Genomic DNA, 21147 nt, shown 5'->3' with positions numbered 1-21147 from the left:
AGTGAGCCTAGGATAGCGGATGGCAAGGGGACCGCGTCATCGTTCTTCGCGGGCAAGTCGGACCGCCGCATCGCACGCTCCCACAGACGACCCCAATCCAATGTGGGAGCCGGGCTTGCCCGCGAAGGCGCCCGCCCAGCCTGTGCAAATCTCACTGCCCCACCACCACATCCGCAGGCGCCTCGGTCGGCGTGACAATCCTGTTCAAGTCGATGTGCTTCCACTCCGGTTTCGCCCCCAGCCTCGCATTGAAGCGATAGTTGAAGGTGAAATCATCCTCCGTCGGCACCGTCAGCGGTTTGCCGTACACCGATTCGATCCCGCCAAGGTCATAGCCCATCAGCTGCAAAAGCGTCGGGAAAATATTGTAGTGGCTGGAGCGATCCTTGTTGCCATGCAACTGGGCTTGCCAGTCGAAGGTCTTCAAACCGCTGCCCTGAATCACCACCAGCGGCACCAGCCCCTCCTCCTCCACCGGGTTACCGCCGCAATGGGTATTCAGCCCGGGATTGCCGCGCTCGTGCAAATCCTGGCCATGGTCCGAGGTGTAAATCACCACGGCTTTGTTCAACTGGCCCTGGGCCAACAGCCGCGAAAAGAACTCGCCGACGTTCCAGAGCAACGTGTTTTTGTAGGCGTTGCGATACAGGAGCCAGTCATCCGGCTTGCCATCAAAACCATCACGTTTGCCGGTTTCCGCCACTTCCACAAACTGCCCGCGGGGCAGCGTCGGCCGGTACGCCATGAACGCATCCGGAAACTTGTCATGCACCGGAAAGTGCGCGCCCACCTTGTTGATCACCACCAGTTGCGAGCGCTCATCGTTGATCAATTCGATCAGTTTCGCCGCGGCCGCCATATCACGGTCAAGCACGCTGGTTTGATCGAACTGCACAAACTCGTCGATGTCATTTTTTTCGCTGTCTTTCATAAGATTCTGCAGATGACCGCCAGTCGTCTGCGCATCGATATACACCGTGCTCAAACCGGCTTTTCTGGCGTACTGCCAGATCGACGGCAGCGTGCTGTTGATGCGCACGTAGTCGGTGCGCGTACCGCCGTAACGCAGGGTGACATTGGTGTCGACGCTGCAGTTGGCAATCGAAGCCGCATAACCGTAATTGAAAATCTCAACACCGGGCGGTGGCAACTTGAGGTTGCTGTGCACCCCGAACGGCGCGTTGATGTCCAGGTAATTGCCGGAGATGCTCTCATCGATGATCAGCACGATGTCGTGCCCCACCGGGCGATCAGCGCGGGCCAGGGTCACCGGCTCCCGCGGGCCGACGGTGTTGTGCAGCGATTCATAGGCAAACAGATTCAGGTACGCCAGCGGCGTGAACATCACCGGCAGGCCGCGTGCACCTTCGCCAGCGCGGACGAACAGCACGGCGCTCAGCAGCACCACTCCGAGCACCGGCGCTGCCACCAACAGGCTGCCAGGCAAAGGCATGCGTCGGCGCGGTTTCAATGCAATACCAAACAGCAGCAGCAAGCCACTGAGCAGCCCACTGTAAATCGCCTCGCGGTACTGGTACGCCGCCTCCTCGATGAAGCCGCCGGAATAGACCAACGAAACGAAGCTGCTGTAGGTCAGGTAATCGGCCGTGACGCGGGTGTAAACGTCGAAGAACACCGCCGAGACAAACATCGTCAGGGCAAACAGATAGCGAATCAGCGTTTGACGAATGTACGCAGTCATGAAGAGCGCCACCGTCAGCACCACGAACATACCGCCGTAAAGCAGCACCGGAAAACCAATGCCCATGGCACTCAAGCGTTCAAAATAGTAGTCGTAAAACTTGATCAAATAGGCAACTAACAGCAGCTCTTTGAAGTATCGAATCATAGTCTTTCCGAAGTTCGCCAGTGCACGCGGCCAAGAGATTGTCGGCCATTTTTTGACACTAGCACCGGGCCACTAAAGAGCAAGCAAAGACGGACATTTTGGCAAAGCGTCAAAAAAACGTTGACTCAAAACTGACACACTCAATCGTCTGTAACCCTAACGTTTCAGGGCCTATGACCGTTTATCGCATTGTTGAAACTCCTAAAAATCCTTCAAAAATGCGGCAGATCCAGCTGTGGCAAGCCCTTGATGGCCAATCGCCGTCTAAACGCGCCCGTAAGTACCACTAGAACATGTCATTTTGCTGACACGTTTTCCTGAGGCTGGTCTATACCCCTTTTGACAGTCCCAATTCTGATTTCTCCACCGTCTTACGAGGCACGCCAATATGGACGTGAGCGTATTTGGTACGGGCTACGTTGGCCTGATACAAGCAGCGGCACTGGCCGATGTCGGACATCGAGTCCTGTGTGTCGACATTGATCCGAACAAGATCAAACAACTGCAACAAGCGGTACCGCCGATCAGTGAACCGGGCCTGTCCGGCACGCTGGAAGAAAACATAAAGGCCGGTCGTTTGCTGTTCACCACCCAGGCCAGTGACGCCGTCGAGCATGCCGAGCTGATCTTTATTGCAGTCGGCACGCCAGCCGATGAAGACGGTTCCGCCGACCTCACCCACGTGCTCAACGTTGCCCGGCAGATCGCCAATCACATGGAGGCTGATCGCACGCTGATCATCAAATCCACCGTGCCGGTCGGCACCGCAGACCAGGTCACCGCAACCGCCAACGAAGAACTGCAGCGCCGCGGCAAATCCCTGAAGGTGCGAGTGGTCTCCAACCCGGAGTTTCTCAAGGAAGGCAGTGCCCTCGCCGATTGCATGCGCCCCGATCGGATCATCGTGGGCACCGATGACGAGCAGGCCCGCGAGCAGTTGACCGAGCTCTACGCGCCCTTCTGCCGCAACCGCGAAAAATTGATGTTCATGGACAACCGCAGCGCCGAGCTGACCAAGTACGCGGCGAACGCGATGCTGGCCACGCGCATCAGCTTCATGAACGAACTGGCCAACCTCACCGAATTGCTCGGCGCCGACATCGAAGCGGTGCGCAAAGGCATCGGTTCGGACCCGCGCATCGGCTACCACTTCATCTACCCCGGCTGCGGCTTCGGCGGTTCGTGCTTCCCCAAGGATCTGCGCGCGCTGCTGCACACCGCCGAACACAACGGCATGCCGCTGCGTTTGCTGCGCAGCGTGACTGATGTCAACGACAGTCAGCGCCACATCCTTTTCGGCAAACTCAAGGCGCAGTTTCCTCAAGGATTGGCCGGCAAGTCCATTGCGATCTGGGGCCTGGCGTTCAAACCCAATACCGATGACATGCGCGAAGCGCCCAGCCGCTACCTGATGGATGCGCTGTGGGCCGAAGGCGCAAGCGTACAAGCCTACGACCCGGAAGCCATGTCCGAATGCCGACGCATTTACGGCTACCGCAACGACCTGCACCTGTGCGCCACCCGCGACGACACCCTGGAAGATGCCGATGCGCTGGTGATCTGTACCGAGTGGAAAAATTTCCGCGTGGTCGACTTCGACCTGCTGGCCGGCAAGTTGCGATCGAAGGTGATCGTCGACGGCCGCAACCTCTACAACCCTGAACACGTAGCAGCGGCGGGCTTGCATTACAGCGGCATCGGCCTGCGCCACTTTGCTCCTGAGGCTTTGCGACCATGAAGATTCTTGTAACCGGAGCCGCCGGCTTCATTGGTGCCCACTGTGTGTTGCGGCTGTTGCGCGACGGGCACGAAGTCATTGGCCTGGATAACTTCAATGATTACTACGACCCGCAACTCAAACACGATCGCGTGAATTGGGTGCAGGAGCAGGTCGGCCCTTTCCAGCTCGCCAAAGTTGACCTGGCCGATGCCGCCTCCATGGAAAAATTGTTCGCCGAAGAAAAACCCGAAGTGGTCATTCACCTCGCGGCCCAGGCCGGTGTGCGTTACTCGCTGGAAAATCCGCGGGCCTATGTCGACAGCAATCTGGGCGGTTTCCTCAACATCCTCGAGAGCTGCCGCAATCATCCGGTCAAGCACCTGATCTACGCCTCGTCGAGCTCGGTCTACGGCGCCAACCAGACCACCCCTTATTCGGTGAAAGACGGCGTCAATCACCCGCTGTCGCTGTACGCGGCGACCAAGAAAGCCAACGAGCTGATGGCGCACAGTTACGCCCATCTGTTCAATATTCCCTGCACCGGCCTGCGCTTTTTCACGGTGTACGGGCCATGGGGCCGGCCGGACATGTCGCCTATCCAGTTCGCCCGGGCGATTGCCGAAGGCACGCCGCTGAAACTGTTCAACTACGGCGAGCACCAGCGCGATTTCACTTACGTTGACGACATCATCGAGAGCATCGCCCGCCTGATCGACCTGCCACCGCACGCCGCGCCCGAGTGGGATCGCGAGCAACCGGACCCGTCGAGCAGCATGGCGCCGTGGCGGATCTACAACATCGGCGGCCAGCACCCGGTGGAGCTCAAGGAATACCTGGCGCTGCTGGAAAAACACCTCGGACAAAAAGCCGTGGTCGAGTTGCTGCCGATGCAACCCGGCGATGTGCTGAACACCTGCGCCGATGCCAGCGATCTGGCCCAGGCCACCGGTTTCCAGCCCGGTATCACGCTGGATGAAGGACTCGGGCGCTTCATTGCCTGGTTCCGCGAGTACTACCCACTGCCTATCGCCAATGCGCCGCTCGCGGCTGAACTTCAGCGGAGGAATCCATGACTGGACATGAACAAGGTGTACCGCTCCAACAGCTGCGCCGCGACAAGCGCCTGGATCCCGAGCACCGAATGCGCCTCGATACAGCGATCCACCGGCAGGGCCGTGGCTGGATGACCGGTCGCGACGGCGGCCGACCGTGGACACTGTCGCGCACCAACCGGGTGGTGGCGTGCGTGGGTGCCGTGCTGATCCTGCTGGTGATTTCACCTGTGCTGCTGGGCCTGGCCCTGGTGATCAAATTCAGCAGCCCGGGGCCGGTGATGTTTGTGCAAAAACGCACCGGCTACCGTGGCCGCAAGTTCGGCATGTACAAGTTTCGCACCATGGTCGCCAATGCCGAGGAGCTCAAGGAGTCGCTGCGCCACCTCAACAAACACGGTGCCGACGCCATCGATTTCAAGATCGACAAGGATCCGCGCATCACCCCCATTGGCGGATTTCTGCGGCGCAGCAGCCTCGACGAGTTACCGAACCTGATCAATGTAGTGATGGGCGACATGCGCCTGGTCGGCCCCCGACCAACCTCGTTCACCAGCTATCGCTACAAGGACAATCACCTGGCTCGCCTGGCCATCTACCCCGGCATGACCGGTCTGTGGCAGATCTCCGGGCGCAGCAATATCGACTTCGACCAGCGCGTTGAGTTGGACCTCAGCTACATCGCCGAGCAGAGCCTGCTGCTTGATCTGAAGATCCTGTTGAAAACCCCCTTCAAAGTATTCAGCGGCCACGGAGCGAGTTAAATGGACGGTTCATCAGCCAAAAGCCTCACCATCGCAAACCCGAGCGAGTCCAATTTGACTTCGACTGTGCTCGATCAAGATCTGCGGATCCTATTCCTGACCGCCGCCAATCCCGGCGCAGGCACCACCACCAGCGCCCTGGCACTGGCGAGCCAGCTGGCGCAAATGAGCAGCGGCGATGTGCTGCTGGTCGACGCCAGCCATTCGGCGACCAACCTTTCCCAGCAACTCGGTTTGAGCAAGGAGCGCGGCTTGCGCGATTTGCTCTTCAACACGCAGAGCCCGCCGCTGTTGCAGGACTGCGTGGTGAACGTCTCGAGCTTGCCGTTCCATGTGATGCCCAACGGCCGCTTTGTGCGCGGTAACGAACACCTGACGCCGGAACGCCTGCGCCCGTTGCTCGACCAGCTCGGCGGCCAGTACCGCTTCGTCGTGATTGACGGCGACGCGGTGTATTCGGCCGCCGACACCCTGGTCATCAGCACCCAGGTCGATGGCGTGATTCTGGTGGTGCGCTCCGAAGACACCCGCTGGGAGGTAGCCCAGGCCGCCGTTCAGCGCCTGACTCAGGCCGGCGCGAAACTGGTGGGCAGCGTCTTCAACCGACGCAAGTACTACATGCCGAAATGGCTCTACAAAAACCTGTAAGCCACCGCAAAAGGATGACGCCATGAACGCCAAAATGCTTGTCCTGCTGTTGCTGCCGCTTGCGGGTTGCACCAGCACTTCCGAAACGCAAAACATGCCGGTCAATATCCTCACCGCCGCGCCAGCCAACGCCCAGGCCACCGATATGCCCCGGGTCGAACAGACCCTGCGGCCACAGGATGTGCTGGACGTGATCTTCCGCATCAGCACCAGTGGTTCGGACGCCTACCGCGTGCAGTCCGGTGACCAGATCGGCCTGAACTTCACCGCAGCCAGTCAGCTCAACGGCAGCCAACTGGTGCTGCCAGACGGCACCATCGAACTGCCCGGTGCCAACACCTCGGTGAAAATCGCCGGGCTAACCAGCGAGGAAGCGCGTCAGGAAATCCAGCGCGCCTATCAACGCAAACAGCTGTTCCAGCCCAACCGCAACCAATTGTCGGTGCAAGTCATCAGCCCGCTAAGCAATGAGGCCAACCTCAAAAGCGCGCTGACCCACCCCGCCACCGGCATGAGCCGCGAGATCACCGTGGGCACCGATGGCTATGCAAGCTTTCCGGAAATTGGCTCCGTGCCGCTGCAAGGCATGACGGTCAATCAACTGGAAACCTTCCTCAACAAACGCTACGCCGAACTGCCGGGCCGGATGAGCGTGGACGTGTTGCTCAAATCCACTGCCGGCAACGAAATCTTCGTGCTCGGCGAAGTTGCCCAACCCGGCTCTTACCCGATCCGTCGGCCGGTCTCGGTACTTGAGGCGTTGACCCTGGCTCGTGGCACCAACATCAAGGCCCGCCTTGATTCGGTGGTGATCATGCGCCGCAACGGTAACCAGGTTCAGGCGCGGCGCTACGACGTCGAAAAAGCCTTGTCGGGCGATGCGTCGCAGATCGCCTACCTGCAGCCGGACGACATGCTGTACGTGCCCAAGACCAAACTGGCCAGCGCCGGTGAACTCGCGCGGCAACTGGCAGACGTGGTGTTGTTCCAGGGCGTGGGCCTCAGCTTCGGCTATCGCCTCGACGACAAAGACAGTGACAGCAACTAACTCTCAGGTGAATCGACATGAATCCAAAGGAAAACTACCTGCATGAGTTCTTCAGGATCTTCTTCGCCAACAAGCAGTTGGTGAAGCGAGTCTTCCTGGTCTTTGCAGTGATCGCGCTGGCCTTGCCGCTGATGCTCAAACAGAGCTTCGATATCACCGCCCAGGTAATCGTGCAGTCTAAAAAACTCTCGCAGGGCGACGCCACCACAACCCTCAATCAGGAGAACGCCTCGTTCATTCCGCCGTCTCTGGCAGACATGGAAACCGAGAGCAATATCCTCCGCTCCCCGGCGCTGATCCGGCAGACTGTCATTGACTTGAACGAGCAAGGCGAATACACACCACCGCCGAGCGTGTTCAACAAACTGGTGACAGAGCCGTTCAAACGCTATGTGGTCAATCCGCTGCGCGCCAAGGTGATCAACCCGGCACGTGATGCGCTCGGGCTTGAGACCGATCCGATGCGTGACACCACGCTGGACTCGCTCACCGATCAGGCCATCGACAGCCTGAAAATCGAGACGCTGCCAGGCTCCAACGTGATCTCTATCGTTTACAGCTTTGGTGATCCGGCACAAGGCACCAGGTTCGTCGCAGCCCTGTTGCAGAACTACCTGGCCAGCCGCCAGGCCCTGCAATCGATTGACTTGCCGCAGAGCTTTTACGAGACCAAGAAGATGCAATACCAGGTGCGCCTCGATGGCCTGGAAGGCAATCGTCTGGGGCTGCTCGAAGGCGTCGGCTCGTCCGATCCCAAGGAAGAAATCACCTTCCGCCTGAACGCCATCAACACCGAAGAGCAAGCGCTCAACCTGTACCGCGACCGCCTGCTGCAAAGCCAACGCTGGCTGGAATACCTGAAAACCAGCCTGGCCGCCGCCAAAGATTCGAAACTCAACGATTACACCTTCCCCTACACCTTCACCACCACCGTGGACAACGTGGCCTTCGAAGATCGCGAGATCAAGCAAATGGGCGAGGCGCTGACCACCCAGGTCAGTCGCTACATGAACGACCTGGCGATCTTCCAGCCGGGCAGTGAACCGATGCTGCTGACCCGCGAGCAAATTGCCCGCACCCGCCAGCAATTCCTGAAAGTGGTGAGCAACCGGATTCAGGAACGCACCAATGACATCGCCATCGTCAGTTCGGTGATCGAGCAGAAAACCGCACGCATCGCCGAGTTCAAGGAACGCATCCACCAGCTGCAAGTCACGCAAAGCAAACTGCGCCAGATGGACACCGAGATCAACGCGTTGCACGCGGCGTTCTCCACCTACGCTCAGCGTTTTGCCGAAAGCAGCAGCGCCCGCGCACTGGACAGCGACCTGTCCAACGCCCGTGTGCTCAGCCCACCGTACGAACCGACCGAAGCAGCGTTTCCGAAACCGATGCTGATCATTCCATTCGGCTTGCTCGCTGGCCTGTTACTCGCAATCGCTTTGGTCTATGTGCGTGAGTTCTTCGATCATCGCTTCAAGCATCCTGCGCAAATCAGCCACGAGCTGGACCTGCCAGTGCTGCTGGTGATCAACGACCAAAACACGCTGCCGTCCAACCCACACAGAAGCATTTCCATGCGTGGCTTTGCGCACTGGGTGCGCAATTGAACGCGCCGCTCAGCGCCACCCGTCACACCAGCGTCCTGCCGATCATTCACTTGCTCAGCAGCGGCGGCTTCTATGGGGCTGAGCGGATGCTGCTGGACCATTGCCTGGCGACGCCGGGGCAGCACCAGGTGCTGTTTCTCGATGCGCCGCCAGACCTGATCGCGCGGTTTCGCGAAGCCTCGGTGGACTGCCGAGGCTGCGCGGGCCTGGGGGAGTTGCTCGGGCATTTGCGTCAGCGGCGCGCTGAACAGCCGTTGATCAATACGCACAATTTCAAAGGCCTGTTGTTTGGCTGGTTCGGCGCGACGTTGTTGCGCCTGCCACTGGTGATTACGCAGCACGGGTTCACGCCGCGCAGTCGCAAGCAAAAGTTTTACACCTGGTTGAGCTTGCAGCTGTGCCGCACTGCCTCGGTCAATCGTGTGGTTTGCGTTGCCGAAAGCATCGCGGCGCTGCATCGCAAAGCCAGCGTTCACGCCGACAAGTTGCAGGTGATTCCCAACGGTCTGCCCGCGGCCAACGGTTTGTGCTCGCACACCGCCGAAGGCCCGCGCTGGCTGGCCGGATACGTGGGGCGCCTGAGCAGTGAAAAGGGTCCCGATCTGTTTCTTGATGCGCTGATTCCGCTGTGCCTGCAACACCCGCGACTGGACGCCGTGATGCTCGGCGACGGCCCCGAACGCGACAGCTTGCAGGCGCGTATTAAATCGGCAGGTTTGCAGGCGCGCATCACGTTGCCGGGGTATCAGACCGACATGAGCGTTTGGTGGCGCCAACTCGATGCGCTGGTGATCAGCTCGCGCACCGAGGGCACGCCGATGATTCTGCTGGAAGCGATGCAAGCCGGGGTGCCGGTAGTGGCCTTCGGCGTCGGCGGCATTCCTGATGTGCTGGAACATCGGCACAACGGGCTGCTGGCGACCCCCGCCGACAGCGCCGCCCTCGCCCGGCAAATCGGCACGTTGCTGACGGACCCGACGCTGGCCACCGAGCTGATCGCCAACGCAAGACGTACGCAACTGGATCGCTACGACCTCAAGGCGCTCGCCGAACGCTGGTCGCAGCTTTATATCCGTACTGCACGGGAGGCTCGCGCGTGATATTTCCACTCTCGATCGTCAGTTTGCTCGCCCTGGTCTGCCTCGGTTTGCTGGCCAGCCCTTATCCGTTTCTGGCACCGGCTGCGGTGCTGGGCCTGGTCGGTGTCTCGCTGCTGTACCGAAAGCCCACTTGGGGTTTGCTCGGGATTGCAGTGCTGGTGCCGTTCGAAGGTTTCTTCAAGGAAAACGCTTTTTCCGGCACCAAGTTCATTGGCGTGTCGCTGGCCGTGATCCTGATGCTGCAACTGGCCATCCACCAGATTCCCTCGGAGCGCCTGCGCAGCAATATCTGGCGCTACCTCGTGTGGTTCATCGCCTTGTACATGCTCAGCTTGCTGCTCACCGACAACCTCGGCATGTCGATGAGTCACCTGCGCGAAATCAGTGTCGGCCTGATTCTGTTTGTGATCACGCTGCTGATCGGTCGCGAATTGAACATGGACCTGTTTGCCCGGTTCGTGACGCTCAGCGTGACCGCGACTTGCGCGCTGGCGATGTTCTCCGCCAAATACCAGGACCAGGGGCGCGCCGCCGGCCTGCTGGAAGACCCGAACGCCTTCGCCATGCTGATCGCGTTCGCGGTGCCGCTGGCTTTGTGGCTGGTGATCAGCAGTCCAAAAATGTTGCACCGGTTGTTTTGGGCAGGCTGCTTCATTCTGCTGCTGGGCGGCATGACCAAGACCGAATCGCGCTCCGGGCTGGTGGTGCTGTTTCTCAGCCTGATGATTGGCGTCTGGCACTACCGCACTGAGCTGGCCCGCATCCGCCCCCGGCATTTGGGCTTTGCCATGCTCGGCGCAGTGATCGTGATCCCGCTGGCGATCTATGCGATGCCGGCCGGCTACGTCGAGCGCATCAAGTCCTTGAGTATTCTCAGCGCCGGCGCCCGCAGCCAGGACGCATCCCTCGGTCGTCGCGCCTCCTACATCGTGGTCGGCAGCGAAATGATTCGCGAGAACCCGCTACTGGGCACCGGGCCGGGGACCTTCCCGCTGCACTACGCCACCACCGGTTACGCCAAGGCCTTTTCGGCCAACCGCAAGATTGGCGACCTGTACCGGCGCGCGCACAACACCTACCTGGAAATCTTCAGTGAGCTGGGCATCCCCGCCGGGCTGATGTTCGTCGGCATGCTGGGGCTGGGCCTGTACAACCTGATCCGCGCGCGAAGCGCCTGGCTGCTGCGACGCAACGGCCCACAGGCGGATCTGTTGACGCACCTGAGCATGAGTTTCCTGGCACTGACGCTGTTCCTGATGTTCCTCAGTGCGCCAAACCAGAAGTACGTGTGGATCATGCTCGCCCTGACCAGCGTGCTGCGTTTGAAAGCCGAAGAAAGTCCGTTGCCGGAGGCCAAGGCATGAGTCGAATCAGTATTGTCATTCCGATGTACAACGAAGCGAAGCACATCGGCCGCACGCTGCTCGCTGCACAAAAAGCCGCCCATGCCGCCAACCTCGACTGCGAGTTGATCGTGGTCGACAACGGCTCCAGCGACCAAGGCCCACAGATTGCCCGACAGTTCGGCGCGCAGGTGCTGGTGGTGCCGGGGGTGCTGATCGGCGCGCTACGCAATCGCGGTACGGCAATCGCCACGGGGGAATGGCTGGCCTTTATCGACGCCGACGTGGAAGTGCCGGAAGACTGGCTGCGGCGCTTGATCGACCTGGAAAGCGCCGGTCAGGCGGATGTCTTCGGCCTTGATCTGCACACCCCGGCCCAGGCGCCGTGGTACGCCACGGCCTGGCAACGGCGCACGTTGCGCCCGTACTCTGACGCCGTACGCAAAGTCGACTGGCTGCCCAGCAACAATCTGTTGATGCGCCGCGGCTGGTTCGACCAGGTCGGCGGTTTCGACGAACGCCTGCGCACCGGCGAAGACAAGGATTTCACACTGCGTCAGCATCTGGCCGGCGCGCAAATATTGGCGATCAATCAAAGCGTCGCCCTGCATTGGGGCTATGAGGCCAACTGGCGCGAATGGTTGGGCAAGGAACTGTGGCGTCAAGGCAGCCATCTGCAATTGCTGCGCAACAACGGTGTCAGTCTGCGTCTGCTGCGCTTTCCGCTGTTATCTCTGGGTGCCTGGCTGCTGGACTTTCTGGCGATATCGGCGCTGATGGGCGGTTTCCTTCATCACGCATTGCTGATGCTCATGCTCTCCACCCTGCCGGCCTTGGTGATGAGCGTGCGGCAGAGCCACAAGCACCGCGACATCGGTCTGACCCTGCAACTGTGGGGTTTGCATTGGGTGCGTTTACACCTGGCCGGCGCTGCGTTTGTCTTGAGCATGTGTCGTTGGACTGCCAGGAGGCCTGCCCGTGGCTGAATTCATTTTCTGGACTTGCCTGTTGCTGCCCGCGTACGCCTACGTCGGCTACCCATTACTGCTGACCGTGCTGGCGCCCCTGTTTTCGGCGCGGCGCATCACGCCCCCGGCGCCAATGAACATCAGTATCGTGATTGCCGCGCACAATGAGGCACGGCACATCGAACACAAGTTGCGCACCCTGCTCGCCCAGGATTATCAGCCGGCGTCGCTGCAAATCATTCTGGCCAGCGACGGTTCCACCGATGACACCGTGGCCTGCGCGCACCGGGTGGTCGACCCGCGCATCACCGTGCTTGACCTGCCGCGTCAAGGCAAGGCCGCCACGCTTAACGCCGGGGCAGCATTGAGCACTGGAGACATTCTGGTGTTCACCGACGCCGACAACCAATGGTCGCGCGACACCCTCGGCCATTTGCTCGCGCCCCTCGCCGACCCCGACGTCGGTGCCTGCGCAGGGCACATGGTGATCCCGGTGACCGGCGGTGGCTTGAGTGTCGGCGACAGCCTCTATCGGCATTACGAAGGCTGGCTGCGCAAGGTCGAAAACCGCACAGGCTGCATGGTGTCCGCTGACGGTGCCCTGCTCGCGCTGCGTCGCGAGTTGTTCCAGAACATCCCGGCGGAGGTCAACGACGACTTCTTCATCAGTACCTGCGCGCCGGTTGCGCACAAACAGATCGTCTATGTGCCCGAAGCTCAGGTGATCGACCACGGTGTCGACGAAGCCGACAAGCAATTGCGTCGCCGTCAGCGCGTCACCGTTGGCGGCCTGCAAAGCCTGGCCCAACGCAGCGAGCTGCTCAATCCGATGAAACATGGGCTCTATTCGATTGCTTTGATCAGTCACAAGCTGATCCGCCGACTGGCGCCGATCCTGCTGCTGCCGTTGCTGCTGAGCAATTTCTGGCTGTGGCAAGAACACGGTTTCTATCGCCTGAGCCTGATCGCGCAGCTGTTCGGGTACACCGTGGCGATCGCCGGCCTGATGGACTCCAGACACCGCTTGCCCAAACCCTTCCGCCTCGCCGCGTTTCTTCTGGTGACCCTCGCCGGGATGAGTATCGGTCTGTGGCAGTTCCTGCGTGGCCAGCGCTATGCGCAATGGAATCCGGAACAGAATCGTTGAAAAAAGGAGCGTGCCATGGCGATCAGACAACTGTTAAAACGCACCAGTGGCTGGCTGTACCTCAACTCGCCGGTTGGGCGTAATCAGCTGCACGGCGCGGGAGTGATTCTGATGCTGCACCGGGTGTTGGCCGACGACAACGCCGCCTCCCTGCCCCATCGCAATGAATTGTGTGTCGGGCCGAATGCCTTCGAGCACCTGCTGATCTGGCTGAAACGCCATTTCGACTGCGTGCCGCTGATGGATATTCTGCAACCCGGCACGCTGCGCTCCGAGCGGCCGAAAGTCGCGCTGACCTTCGACGATGGCTGGCGCGACAACGCTTTGAATGCCTTCCCGCTGCTGCAAAAACACCGGGTGCCGGCGAGCATATTTCTCTCCACCGATTTCATCGGCAGCCGGCAGCGGTTCTGGTGGGAAAGCATAGGTGAAACCCTGTGGGGCAGCCATGGCGAGAAAGCCCGGGCGCACATCATCAACCGTTTGAACATGGCCGGTCGGCCGGTGCCTGCACAGCTGGGTGAAGGTCATGTGCAGCATCGCAGCCTGGCGCTGCTGCAGTATCTGCAAACGCTGAAAACTTTTGCGCCACATGACCTCAGTCGCCTGACTGATGACTGCCCGCGGGAGTCGATGCCGCAAGCGCTGGACTGGCATCAGGTGCGCTCGCTGGAGGCTTCCGGACTGGTGCGATTCGGTCCGCACGGCGCCAGCCACGCGATTCTCACCGGGCTTGATGATCAACGGCTCGACGAAGAACTGAAGCGCAGCCGCGATGCGCTGTTGAACGGCTGCAATCGGCCGCTGCCGGTCTATTGCTACCCCAACGGCGACAACGACGCGCGTGTCCGCCAACACGTGGCGCAACACGACTACGCGTTCGGACTGGGCACCGGCACCGGCCTCTACCGTGGCGTCGAAGATCCGCTCGCATTACCTCGTTTCGGCGTCAGCCAGCGCACCGCGCGCAACCCGGAATTGCTGTCGTGGCGCATTTATCGCGGGACACGTCCATGAGCCGCAGCACCTACCTCAAACACTTGGCCATGAGCATGGGCACCAAGCTGGCGATGATCGCTCTACGCTTGCTGCGCAACGTTTTGCTGGCGCGGATATTGGGGCCGAGCGAACGCGGCCTGTTCGCGCTGCTCAGCGTCCTGCCCGACCTGATCAGCGCCGCCACCAGCGGTGGGCTCAATTCGGCGGTCGGGTTTCAAGCGGCCAAGCAGCGGCCGATGGGGTTGTTGCTCAGTCAGGTGTTGGTCTTCGGCTGCCTGCTGGCCGGTCTGCTGACGTTGCTGGTGGTGACGCTGACGCGCGAGTTCGGCGCCGAACTCGACATCACCATGCAACTCGGTCTACTCGCCTGGTTGTTGCTGCTGGCGGTGCCGTTGACCGTGCTCAAAAGTGGTCTGCTGACGTTGCATAATGCCTCTGGCGGGATCATGGCGTTCAACGTCCTGCGCCTGATCGAGTCCCTTGCGCCGCTGCTGTTGTTTCTCGCCCTGTTCTGGATGTGGAAAGACGCCGCGCTGGAAGCCGCATTGATCAGTTGGCTGGCGGGCATCAGCCTGGTGGTGCTGGCGGGCTGGTTCTGGCTCAAGCGCGCGCAGCCATTGAAACTGCAATGGGACCGCGCCAGCCAGAACGAACTGCTGCGTTTCAGTGCCCGCAGTCATCCTGATCTGCTTTTCCAGCAAGTGATCCTGCGTTCCGATTACCTGTTCATCGGCGCCCTGCTCGGCAGCACCGCGCTGGGTCATTACGCGATGGCCAGCGCCGCCGCCGAATTGCTGCTGATCGTTCCGGAAGCGGTGACCACACCGCTGATGAAACGCCTGCTGCAGCAGGATGAGGGCATGGACAAAGTCACCCCGCTGGCGCTACGCCTGACCGCGACGGTGATGCTCGGCGCCTGCCTGACCATGGCGGTGATTGGCGAATGGCTGATCGTCACGCTGTTCGGTGTCGCCTATCAACCGGCATACCCGGCGTTGCTCGCGCTGCTGCCGGGCCTGCTCGGCCTGTGCTACGCGAGCATCCTGCGCCTGGACTTGCTGGGCAAAAACCGCCCCGGCACGATCTCGTTGCTGATGGGCCTCGGCGCCTTGCTCAACCTGGCGCTCAACCTTGTGCTGATCCCCCTGTACGGCATCGTTGGCGCCGCAACGGCTTCGTCCATCGCTTATCTGGCGGTGACCGTGGCGCTGCTGGTGATGTATTGCCGATTGAGCGGTGTGCCGGTCTGGCAAACCCTGGTCATCCTGCCCAGCGACTTCAGCCCGATGTTGCAAATGCTGCAGCGGAAGTCGGCATGACACGCCTGATCCTGCTCTTCAGCCTGGGCCTCGCTGTGAGCGCTCAGGCAGCGCCCATGCGTTGGGCGGACATACGCGATGGCAGCCTTTTCCTGCAACCGGATCGGCCCGATACATTGACTGTCCGCTGGGTCCCGGCATGGCAGGCGGATGCCAACGAAGAGCGTATTTACCTGGTCGATGGCCAAGGCAAATTGCAGGGAGAGCGGCTGATTGCCGCCAGCGAAAGCCGTGGCACTCAGAGCTGGCCGCTGGTGCCGAGCGCGGCCAGTTATCGACTGGAGATCCCGGGTTACAGTTTCCGTAGTTATCGCATTGAGCATGACGCCCACACCGTGGCGTTGTTCGCCCCGGCCAAGGTGCATTTCAGCGCTGAAACCCGCAGCGGTGACGAGTTGTATTTCAAAGTCGCGCCTGGCGAACGTGCGGTGCTCGCCGGCAAATTTCACGGTGGCGTCAGCGCTTTGCAGGCGCAGCGCGTAGGCGATAACCAACGCGTGGCTCTGGCGCTCAAACCTTATCGAGCCTACTGGCAGTTTGATAAAGTCGAGTTACCCGTCAGCCCGCAAGAACAGGTCTGGCGCCTGCGCCTGCAAGGCAGCGGCAAAGCGGCATTCTGGCTCGACGGCACGGCGAACCTGTTCGCGCAAAACCCGCAGCAGCTCAAACCCGTGCGTGAAGACGACGGCCAGACCCGTTTGACGTTGCACAAAAAAGTCCTCGGTAAAACCCCGAACCTGGGCATCGCCCTGCCCTACGTGCTGCCGCCGCCCGCCAGCTTTGCGACCCTCGATGCACTCAATCTGCAAGCGGCGACCTTCTACAGTTTTGTCGACATCACCGCCAACGATCCGCAGTACGAAGATGCGTTTCGGGCGCTGTACCAGAACCGCTTTGGCATCACTCAGGACCTGACCTTGCTGGCCGGCAGCAAACGCCAGGCCGATCTGCGCGCCGACACCATGAGCAACTCCGGCCTCGACGCCTGGCTCGCCGCCACGCGCAAACTGGGCGGCAAAGGTACGCACTACATCGGTTTCGCCGACGAACCCAACCTCAATTACGCCGATTACGCCAGCTATCAAAGCATCTTCAACAGCATGGCCCGGCAAGTGCGCAGCGACCCGGCCAATGCCAAGGCCGGCGTGCGCATTGCCATGCCCGCCACGTCGCGCCTGATCAACGGGCCGTTTGCCGACAATGCGGCCGACAAGCGCGGCATCGATTGGGCCAAGCGCCTGCTGGCGGAATCCCCCGACCAGATTGACGCGTTGGCGTGGCACGAGTGGATGATTCGCGACCTGCTCGCAACGCGTGTCTACCGCGACAGCGTTCGGCGCGCCGCCGATCTGGTCGGGCTCGACGCCCAGGGACGGCCGCGCAAGGCGTTGCTGCTGGACCAGACCAACATGTCCAGCGGCTCGAGCCTGAGCCCCTACGATCAGGAAACCCATTTCGCCGCGCTGTGGTGGACTTCGGTGGTCATCAACTCCGCGCAGGATGGCTTGCTCGACATGTTGAGCTGGTTCCAGGCAGCCGATGAACCGAACTACCCCAAGGGCATGCTGCGCGTGCTGGGCGAAAACCGTTTCGAACTGAAACCGGTGGGCCTGGCCCAGCAATTCATCCAGCAACACTGGCTGCACAATGTGCTTGGGCTGGAGAACGATGCGTTCGAGGTCGACGTGCTGGCCATGGCCGAGGACGCCAAGCGCAGCCTGCTGGGGGTCAACAAAGGTACGCGACGCCAGCAGGTGAATGTGGGTGCAATCCCCTGCACGCTCGCCGACGCGTCACTGCGGTACTTCGGCGCCGACAATCGCGCCCGCGACGCACCGTTCAGTTGCCGCGACGGTCGCGTCAGCTTCGATTTGCCGGGGGAAACTCTCTTTGCCCTGAGCTGGAGCGCCTCATGATTCCTCATCGCATGGTTTGCCGCGCAAGCATTTGGCCGCACGGTAAGCCTCTCCATCCACGGTCAACACCGTCAGGAGCCAGTCACATGAGTGTTTTTTTCAAGAAGCTTGCTGAGCACATCAGGCAAAAAGGTTGGCGCGCTACTGCCGCCAAAGGCTGGAAGCGTCATGTTTTTTTCCACTGGGAATTGTTGTGGATGGAGCGCGACCTGGTCACGCCGATCCCGCCGCATAAATTGCGACCGTACCCGCCGCTCAAAGTCCTCACCATCACGCCGGAAAACGCCGTGGCGTTCACGCGCTACTTTGGTGATCGCGTGGAGACCATGGCCGAACTGGCCCGTGAAGGTTTCACCGGGCAGATGCACGTCGACGGCGCCGGTGACGCAGTCGCCTTCATCTGGGGCGCCACCCGCGACTATCACGACAAGCACCACTACGGCTGCAGCTTTGCGGTAAAACCCGGCGAGTTTTTCGAGTTCGGCGGCGAACTGAGCCGCGCTTACTGGGGCACCCGGTTGTCAATGGACCTGCAGACCCGACTGTGGAGAACCATGCAGGCGCAAGGCTGCAACACGGTGGTGGATGTGTGCGACTCGAACAACATTCCGGCATTGAAGCTGCACATCCGCACGGGCTACAGAGAACAAGGGCGGGTCATGAACGTCTACGGGTTGTTTGGCCGTTGGCGCTTCTATCGGGAAACCCGTTACAGCGGTTCGCGCCTTGATGCCCTGCGCAAACCGGAACGTTCAACCGTTACAGCATCGGTGACCTGAGCTTATGGCAGCGCGATTCGAATGGCGCACTTCATTGTGCGCAGCAGATTTTCCCGCAGCGGCTTACGAAGCGCTGCGTCTGCGAGTGATGGACCACACGCCATTCAACGCGCTCGCCTGGATGTGCGCATCCGAACAGGCGCTGAGCGGCGCCGATCGCTTGCACGTGCTGCTTGGCTGGCAGGGCATCGAACTGGTGTTTTGCCTGCCGCTGGTGGCCTCGGTCGAGCGCTTCGGCAGGTTGCCGTTTCGGGTGCTGCATCATCTCGGCTATCCGCTGACTGACCGTTTGGCATTGCTCGCTCGCGTAGACGCCGACGACATGCGCAAGGCGTTGATCGAGATCCGCCGACGGTTGCCGCATGCCCTGCTCCAGCTCAACGAACTGTCCGAACCGATCGGCGCCGAGAGCGCGCTGACCGAATGGATGGCTCACAGCTCGACCGGCGAACGGCGCCTCAGCTGCCGCGTGCCGGTGCACTTGATCAGCGACGCCGATCGCCAGGAAGTGTCCGGTGACCCGCGTTACAAATTGCGGCGGGCGCGCAAACGGATCGTGGCCTGCGGCGCTGAAGTTCGCCGTATCACGCCTGACGCGTCGAGCATGGGGCCGTTGCTGCAGGCCATCAGCGAAGTCGAAGCGGTCAGCTGGAAAGGCGATGAAGGCGTGGGGATTTTCTCCGATGATCGTCATCGCCAGTGGATGGATAGGGCCTTCACCGCGCTCGCCGCGCAAGGTCTGGTACGCGTGGTGGTGCTGGAACTGGACGGCCGTTGCATCAGCTATCGACTGGGTTTGCTGGAACAGGGTCGGCTGTACGATTACAACCTGGCGTTCCTGCCGCAACACGCCGATCTGGGCAGTGGTCGGGTGCTGCTGGAAGAATGGATTCGCTGGGGGCTGGACGACAACTGGCGCTGGATCGATGCGTCGCGGGTCAGTCTGGAAAACTCCAGCCATCAGTTGCATGAACGCATGAGCGGCCAGCTTGAGCATTGGCGCTGGAGTTTTTATTCGTGGCGACCCAGCGGCCTGGCACTCGGATTTGCCCTGCGCAGCTGGCAGCGATGCAAACCCTGGCTGCAAAAATGGCGTGCCAGACGGGCAACAGCGGCGCCAGCGGTACCCGTGCCGCACGCCAAAGTGACCGCCACCATCGAACCTCAACGGGAGAGCGAACATGCCGCGCCAAGTCATAGTCAACGCTGATGACTTCGGTCTCAGCCCGTGCGAGAACGCGGTGATTCTGGGTGCGTTTCAAGCCGGGGTGATCAGTTCTGCCACGGCGATGGCCAACATGCCCGCATTCGAAGCAGCCTGCGCCATGGCTCGCCACCCGTTGCTTGAAGGTCGTGTCGGGCTGCATTTCAACCTCACTTATGGCCGACCTTTGAGCCAAAGCATTCTCGCCCGTGCAAATTTCTGCGACAGCGCCGGAGTCTTCGACCTGAACCTGCCGCGTCACCGTTTGCGGCTCAATCGTCAGGACCGCGATGCCGTGCTGGAAGAACTCGAAGCGCAATGGCAACGCTGCCTCGACAACGGCGTGCGGCCCAGCCATCTGGATTCCCATCAGCACGTGCACAACATTTGGCCGATCGGTGAAATCGTCGCGCGTTTCGCTGCGCGTCAGGGCGTTGCCGTGCGGCTGGCGCGCAACGTAGGGCAAAACCTTAATCTGCCTAAACGGGTTTTCAAGGAACTGCTCAACCGGCGTTTGCGCAGCCTGGCGGGCACCACGGCGGATTACGTCTGCACGCCTGTCGGCTTGCGCGACGGTGAAGTGCCAACCGATGGCGTGCTGGAAATTGTCGCGCACCCGACCCAGCTAGGCGCTGATTTCGGCGACGCTTACCTGTCGCCGAAAGAATCGCTCAAAGCTCTGCTGATGCAGCGTCTGCCGGGCGTTCCACGTGTTTGCTATGGCGTCCTCGGCGCGGCGGCGGAGGGCCGTGCGGCGTCACTGGAAAGGTCTACATAAATTGCAACATATTCAAAGCTGGCGCTTTGATATGAGTCCCACCGCGTGATCTATACCCAACAAGAATGTCCCACCACACCTTGGCTCCGGCTTTGGAGAGCGTCATGAAAGTCATCGACAAGCTTCGCGAACAAATCAAACAAAAAGGCCTGAGCCGCATGTTTCGCACGCTGTGGAGGCGCTATGTATTTTTTCATTGGGAGTTGCTCTGGATGGAGCGCGACCTCGTCAGCCCGGTTGCGCCGCACAAGTTACGCCCTTATCCGCCCGTACGAATGGCGGTGATTACCCCGCACAACACCAGCGCGTTCGCCAAACACTTCGGCGACCGCGTCGGCACCATGGCCGAACTCGCCGCCGACGGGCATACCGGGCACATGTACCTGGACGAGGAAGGCAATGCCATCGGGTTCATCTGGGCCAGCACCCGCGACTACCATGACCGCCACTATTACGGCTGCTGGTTCCCGGTCAAACCTGGCGAGTTTTTTGAGTTCGGCGGCGAAATGATCCGCGCCTTTTTCGGCACCAGTCTGTCGGTGGACGTGCAGGTCGCCCTATGGGAAACCATGGCCGCCAAAGGCTGCAACAAGGTGGTGGATGTGGTTGAAACCCACAACATTCCGGCAATGAAACTGCACATCCGCATGGGTTATCAGGAACAGGGCCGCGTGACTCACGTGTACGGTCTGTTCGGCTTGTGGAAATTCTATCGGGAGACTCGGTACACCGGCTCGCGCCTCGACCCGCTGCGCAAACCGGGTCGGCCGGTCGTAACAGGGGCGGCAAGTGCGTGAAGTGTGGTTGAGAAACGCTTGATTGGCGTCGCCCCGCTTCCAACGTCGCGACGGTTGATTCAACAAGAGCAGGCTTGCCTTGAAACCTGTTATTCAACAAGCCTGC

At 60.8% G+C, this 21147-nt stretch carries 18 protein-coding genes; 17 read left to right on the top strand and 1 reads right to left on the bottom strand.

Annotated features, from left to right (window positions below; translation table 11 throughout):
- Positions 1-151: 151 nt before the first annotated feature.
- Positions 152-1849: a sulfatase-like hydrolase/transferase gene (locus ACYZTS_RS18285; RefSeq protein ID WP_461991012.1), complete on the bottom strand. Its 1698-nt coding sequence runs from the start codon at positions 1847-1849 to the stop codon at positions 152-154.
- A 388-nt stretch (positions 1850-2237) separates the two neighbouring features.
- Between ACYZTS_RS18285 and ACYZTS_RS18280 the strand changes: the two genes are divergently transcribed.
- The 17 genes from ACYZTS_RS18280 (at position 2238) to ACYZTS_RS18200 (ending at position 21041) form a co-directional block, all read left to right on the top strand.
- Positions 2238-3587: a UDP-glucose dehydrogenase family protein gene (locus tag ACYZTS_RS18280; RefSeq protein ID WP_028622111.1), complete on the top strand. Its 1350-nt coding sequence runs from the start codon at positions 2238-2240 to the stop codon at positions 3585-3587.
- Positions 3584-4642, top strand: coding sequence for an NAD-dependent epimerase (locus ACYZTS_RS18275; protein ID WP_461991011.1), 1059 nt, complete (start codon positions 3584-3586; stop codon positions 4640-4642). Before ACYZTS_RS18280 ends, ACYZTS_RS18275 begins: the two co-directional genes overlap by 4 nt.
- Positions 4639-5385: a sugar transferase gene (locus ACYZTS_RS18270; protein WP_028622109.1), complete on the top strand. Its 747-nt coding sequence runs from the start codon at positions 4639-4641 to the stop codon at positions 5383-5385. The genes ACYZTS_RS18275 and ACYZTS_RS18270 overlap by 4 nt, the downstream gene beginning before the upstream one ends.
- Entirely contained in the window at positions 5386-6033 is a 648-nt protein-coding gene (locus ACYZTS_RS18265) for a CpsD/CapB family tyrosine-protein kinase (protein WP_461991008.1), read from the top strand.
- Between the two features lie 22 nt (positions 6034-6055).
- Positions 6056-7081, top strand: coding sequence for a polysaccharide biosynthesis/export family protein (locus ACYZTS_RS18260; protein WP_461991006.1), 1026 nt, complete (start codon positions 6056-6058; stop codon positions 7079-7081).
- A 17-nt stretch (positions 7082-7098) separates the two neighbouring features.
- The gene (locus tag ACYZTS_RS18255) at positions 7099-8691 is read left to right on the top strand and encodes a GumC family protein (protein WP_461991004.1); all 1593 of its coding nucleotides are present in this window, start codon (positions 7099-7101) and stop codon (positions 8689-8691) included.
- Complete coding sequence (locus ACYZTS_RS18250) at positions 8688-9791, top strand: glycosyltransferase family 4 protein (RefSeq protein WP_461991002.1); 1104 nt, start codon at positions 8688-8690, stop codon at positions 9789-9791. Before ACYZTS_RS18255 ends, ACYZTS_RS18250 begins: the two co-directional genes overlap by 4 nt.
- Positions 9788-11155 carry an O-antigen ligase family protein gene (locus tag ACYZTS_RS18245; RefSeq protein ID WP_461991000.1) on the top strand — a complete coding sequence of 456 codons (1368 nt, stop codon included), beginning with the start codon at positions 9788-9790 and terminating at the stop codon, positions 11153-11155. The genes ACYZTS_RS18250 and ACYZTS_RS18245 overlap by 4 nt, the downstream gene beginning before the upstream one ends.
- Positions 11152-12120, top strand: coding sequence for a glycosyltransferase (locus ACYZTS_RS18240; protein ID WP_461990998.1), 969 nt, complete (start codon positions 11152-11154; stop codon positions 12118-12120). Before ACYZTS_RS18245 ends, ACYZTS_RS18240 begins: the two co-directional genes overlap by 4 nt.
- Positions 12113-13249 (top strand): glycosyltransferase, encoded by a 1137-nt coding sequence (locus ACYZTS_RS18235; protein ID WP_461990996.1) that lies wholly within the window; start codon positions 12113-12115, stop codon positions 13247-13249. Before ACYZTS_RS18240 ends, ACYZTS_RS18235 begins: the two co-directional genes overlap by 8 nt.
- Positions 13250-13264: 15 nt before the next feature.
- Positions 13265-14266 (top strand): polysaccharide deacetylase family protein, encoded by a 1002-nt coding sequence (locus ACYZTS_RS18230; protein WP_461990994.1) that lies wholly within the window; start codon positions 13265-13267, stop codon positions 14264-14266.
- Positions 14263-15567, top strand: a complete 1305-nt coding sequence (locus ACYZTS_RS18225) for a lipopolysaccharide biosynthesis protein (RefSeq protein ID WP_461990992.1) — start codon at positions 14263-14265, stop codon at positions 15565-15567. Before ACYZTS_RS18230 ends, ACYZTS_RS18225 begins: the two co-directional genes overlap by 4 nt.
- Positions 15564-17483 carry a hypothetical protein gene (locus ACYZTS_RS18220; protein WP_461990990.1) on the top strand — a complete coding sequence of 640 codons (1920 nt, stop codon included), beginning with the start codon at positions 15564-15566 and terminating at the stop codon, positions 17481-17483. Before ACYZTS_RS18225 ends, ACYZTS_RS18220 begins: the two co-directional genes overlap by 4 nt.
- Positions 17484-17569: 86 nt before the next feature.
- Positions 17570-18262 carry an N-acetyltransferase gene (locus ACYZTS_RS18215; protein WP_461990989.1) on the top strand — a complete coding sequence of 231 codons (693 nt, stop codon included), beginning with the start codon at positions 17570-17572 and terminating at the stop codon, positions 18260-18262.
- 4 nt (positions 18263-18266) lie between these two features.
- Positions 18267-19472 carry a GNAT family N-acetyltransferase gene (locus ACYZTS_RS18210; RefSeq protein ID WP_461990987.1) on the top strand — a complete coding sequence of 402 codons (1206 nt, stop codon included), beginning with the start codon at positions 18267-18269 and terminating at the stop codon, positions 19470-19472.
- Positions 19444-20244, top strand: coding sequence for a ChbG/HpnK family deacetylase (locus tag ACYZTS_RS18205; RefSeq protein WP_028624562.1), 801 nt, complete (start codon positions 19444-19446; stop codon positions 20242-20244). Before ACYZTS_RS18210 ends, ACYZTS_RS18205 begins: the two co-directional genes overlap by 29 nt.
- 104 nt (positions 20245-20348) lie before the next feature.
- Complete coding sequence (locus tag ACYZTS_RS18200; RefSeq protein ID WP_461990985.1) at positions 20349-21041, top strand: N-acetyltransferase; 693 nt, start codon at positions 20349-20351, stop codon at positions 21039-21041.
- The last annotated feature ends 106 nt before the right edge of the window (positions 21042-21147 follow it).

Source organism: Pseudomonas sp. TMB3-21, from assembly GCF_054898145.1.
Note: the sequence above shows the minus strand (reverse complement) of the source record. Positions and strands in the feature narration are given on the sequence as shown.

Bases quoted from the DNA above. Each gene is read 5' to 3' on its own strand.
- ACYZTS_RS18285 (WP_461991012.1), bottom strand. From the start codon at position 1,849: ATGATTCGATACTTCAAAGAGCTGCTGTTAGTTGCCTATTTGATCAAG.
- ACYZTS_RS18280 (WP_028622111.1), top strand. From the start codon at position 2,238: ATGGACGTGAGCGTATTTGGTACGGGCTACGTTGGCCTGATACAAGCA.
- ACYZTS_RS18275 (WP_461991011.1), top strand. From the start codon at position 3,584: ATGAAGATTCTTGTAACCGGAGCCGCCGGCTTCATTGGTGCCCACTGT.
- ACYZTS_RS18270 (WP_028622109.1), top strand. From the start codon at position 4,639: ATGACTGGACATGAACAAGGTGTACCGCTCCAACAGCTGCGCCGCGAC.
- ACYZTS_RS18265 (WP_461991008.1), top strand. From the start codon at position 5,386: ATGGACGGTTCATCAGCCAAAAGCCTCACCATCGCAAACCCGAGCGAG.
- ACYZTS_RS18260 (WP_461991006.1), top strand. From the start codon at position 6,056: ATGAACGCCAAAATGCTTGTCCTGCTGTTGCTGCCGCTTGCGGGTTGC.
- ACYZTS_RS18255 (WP_461991004.1), top strand. From the start codon at position 7,099: ATGAATCCAAAGGAAAACTACCTGCATGAGTTCTTCAGGATCTTCTTC.
- ACYZTS_RS18240 (WP_461990998.1), top strand. From the start codon at position 11,152: ATGAGTCGAATCAGTATTGTCATTCCGATGTACAACGAAGCGAAGCAC.
- ACYZTS_RS18230 (WP_461990994.1), top strand. From the start codon at position 13,265: ATGGCGATCAGACAACTGTTAAAACGCACCAGTGGCTGGCTGTACCTC.
- ACYZTS_RS18225 (WP_461990992.1), top strand. From the start codon at position 14,263: ATGAGCCGCAGCACCTACCTCAAACACTTGGCCATGAGCATGGGCACC.
- ACYZTS_RS18220 (WP_461990990.1), top strand. From the start codon at position 15,564: ATGACACGCCTGATCCTGCTCTTCAGCCTGGGCCTCGCTGTGAGCGCT.
- ACYZTS_RS18215 (WP_461990989.1), top strand. From the start codon at position 17,570: ATGAGTGTTTTTTTCAAGAAGCTTGCTGAGCACATCAGGCAAAAAGGT.
- ACYZTS_RS18210 (WP_461990987.1), top strand. From the start codon at position 18,267: ATGGCAGCGCGATTCGAATGGCGCACTTCATTGTGCGCAGCAGATTTT.
- ACYZTS_RS18205 (WP_028624562.1), top strand. From the start codon at position 19,444: ATGCCGCGCCAAGTCATAGTCAACGCTGATGACTTCGGTCTCAGCCCG.
- ACYZTS_RS18200 (WP_461990985.1), top strand. From the start codon at position 20,349: ATGAAAGTCATCGACAAGCTTCGCGAACAAATCAAACAAAAAGGCCTG.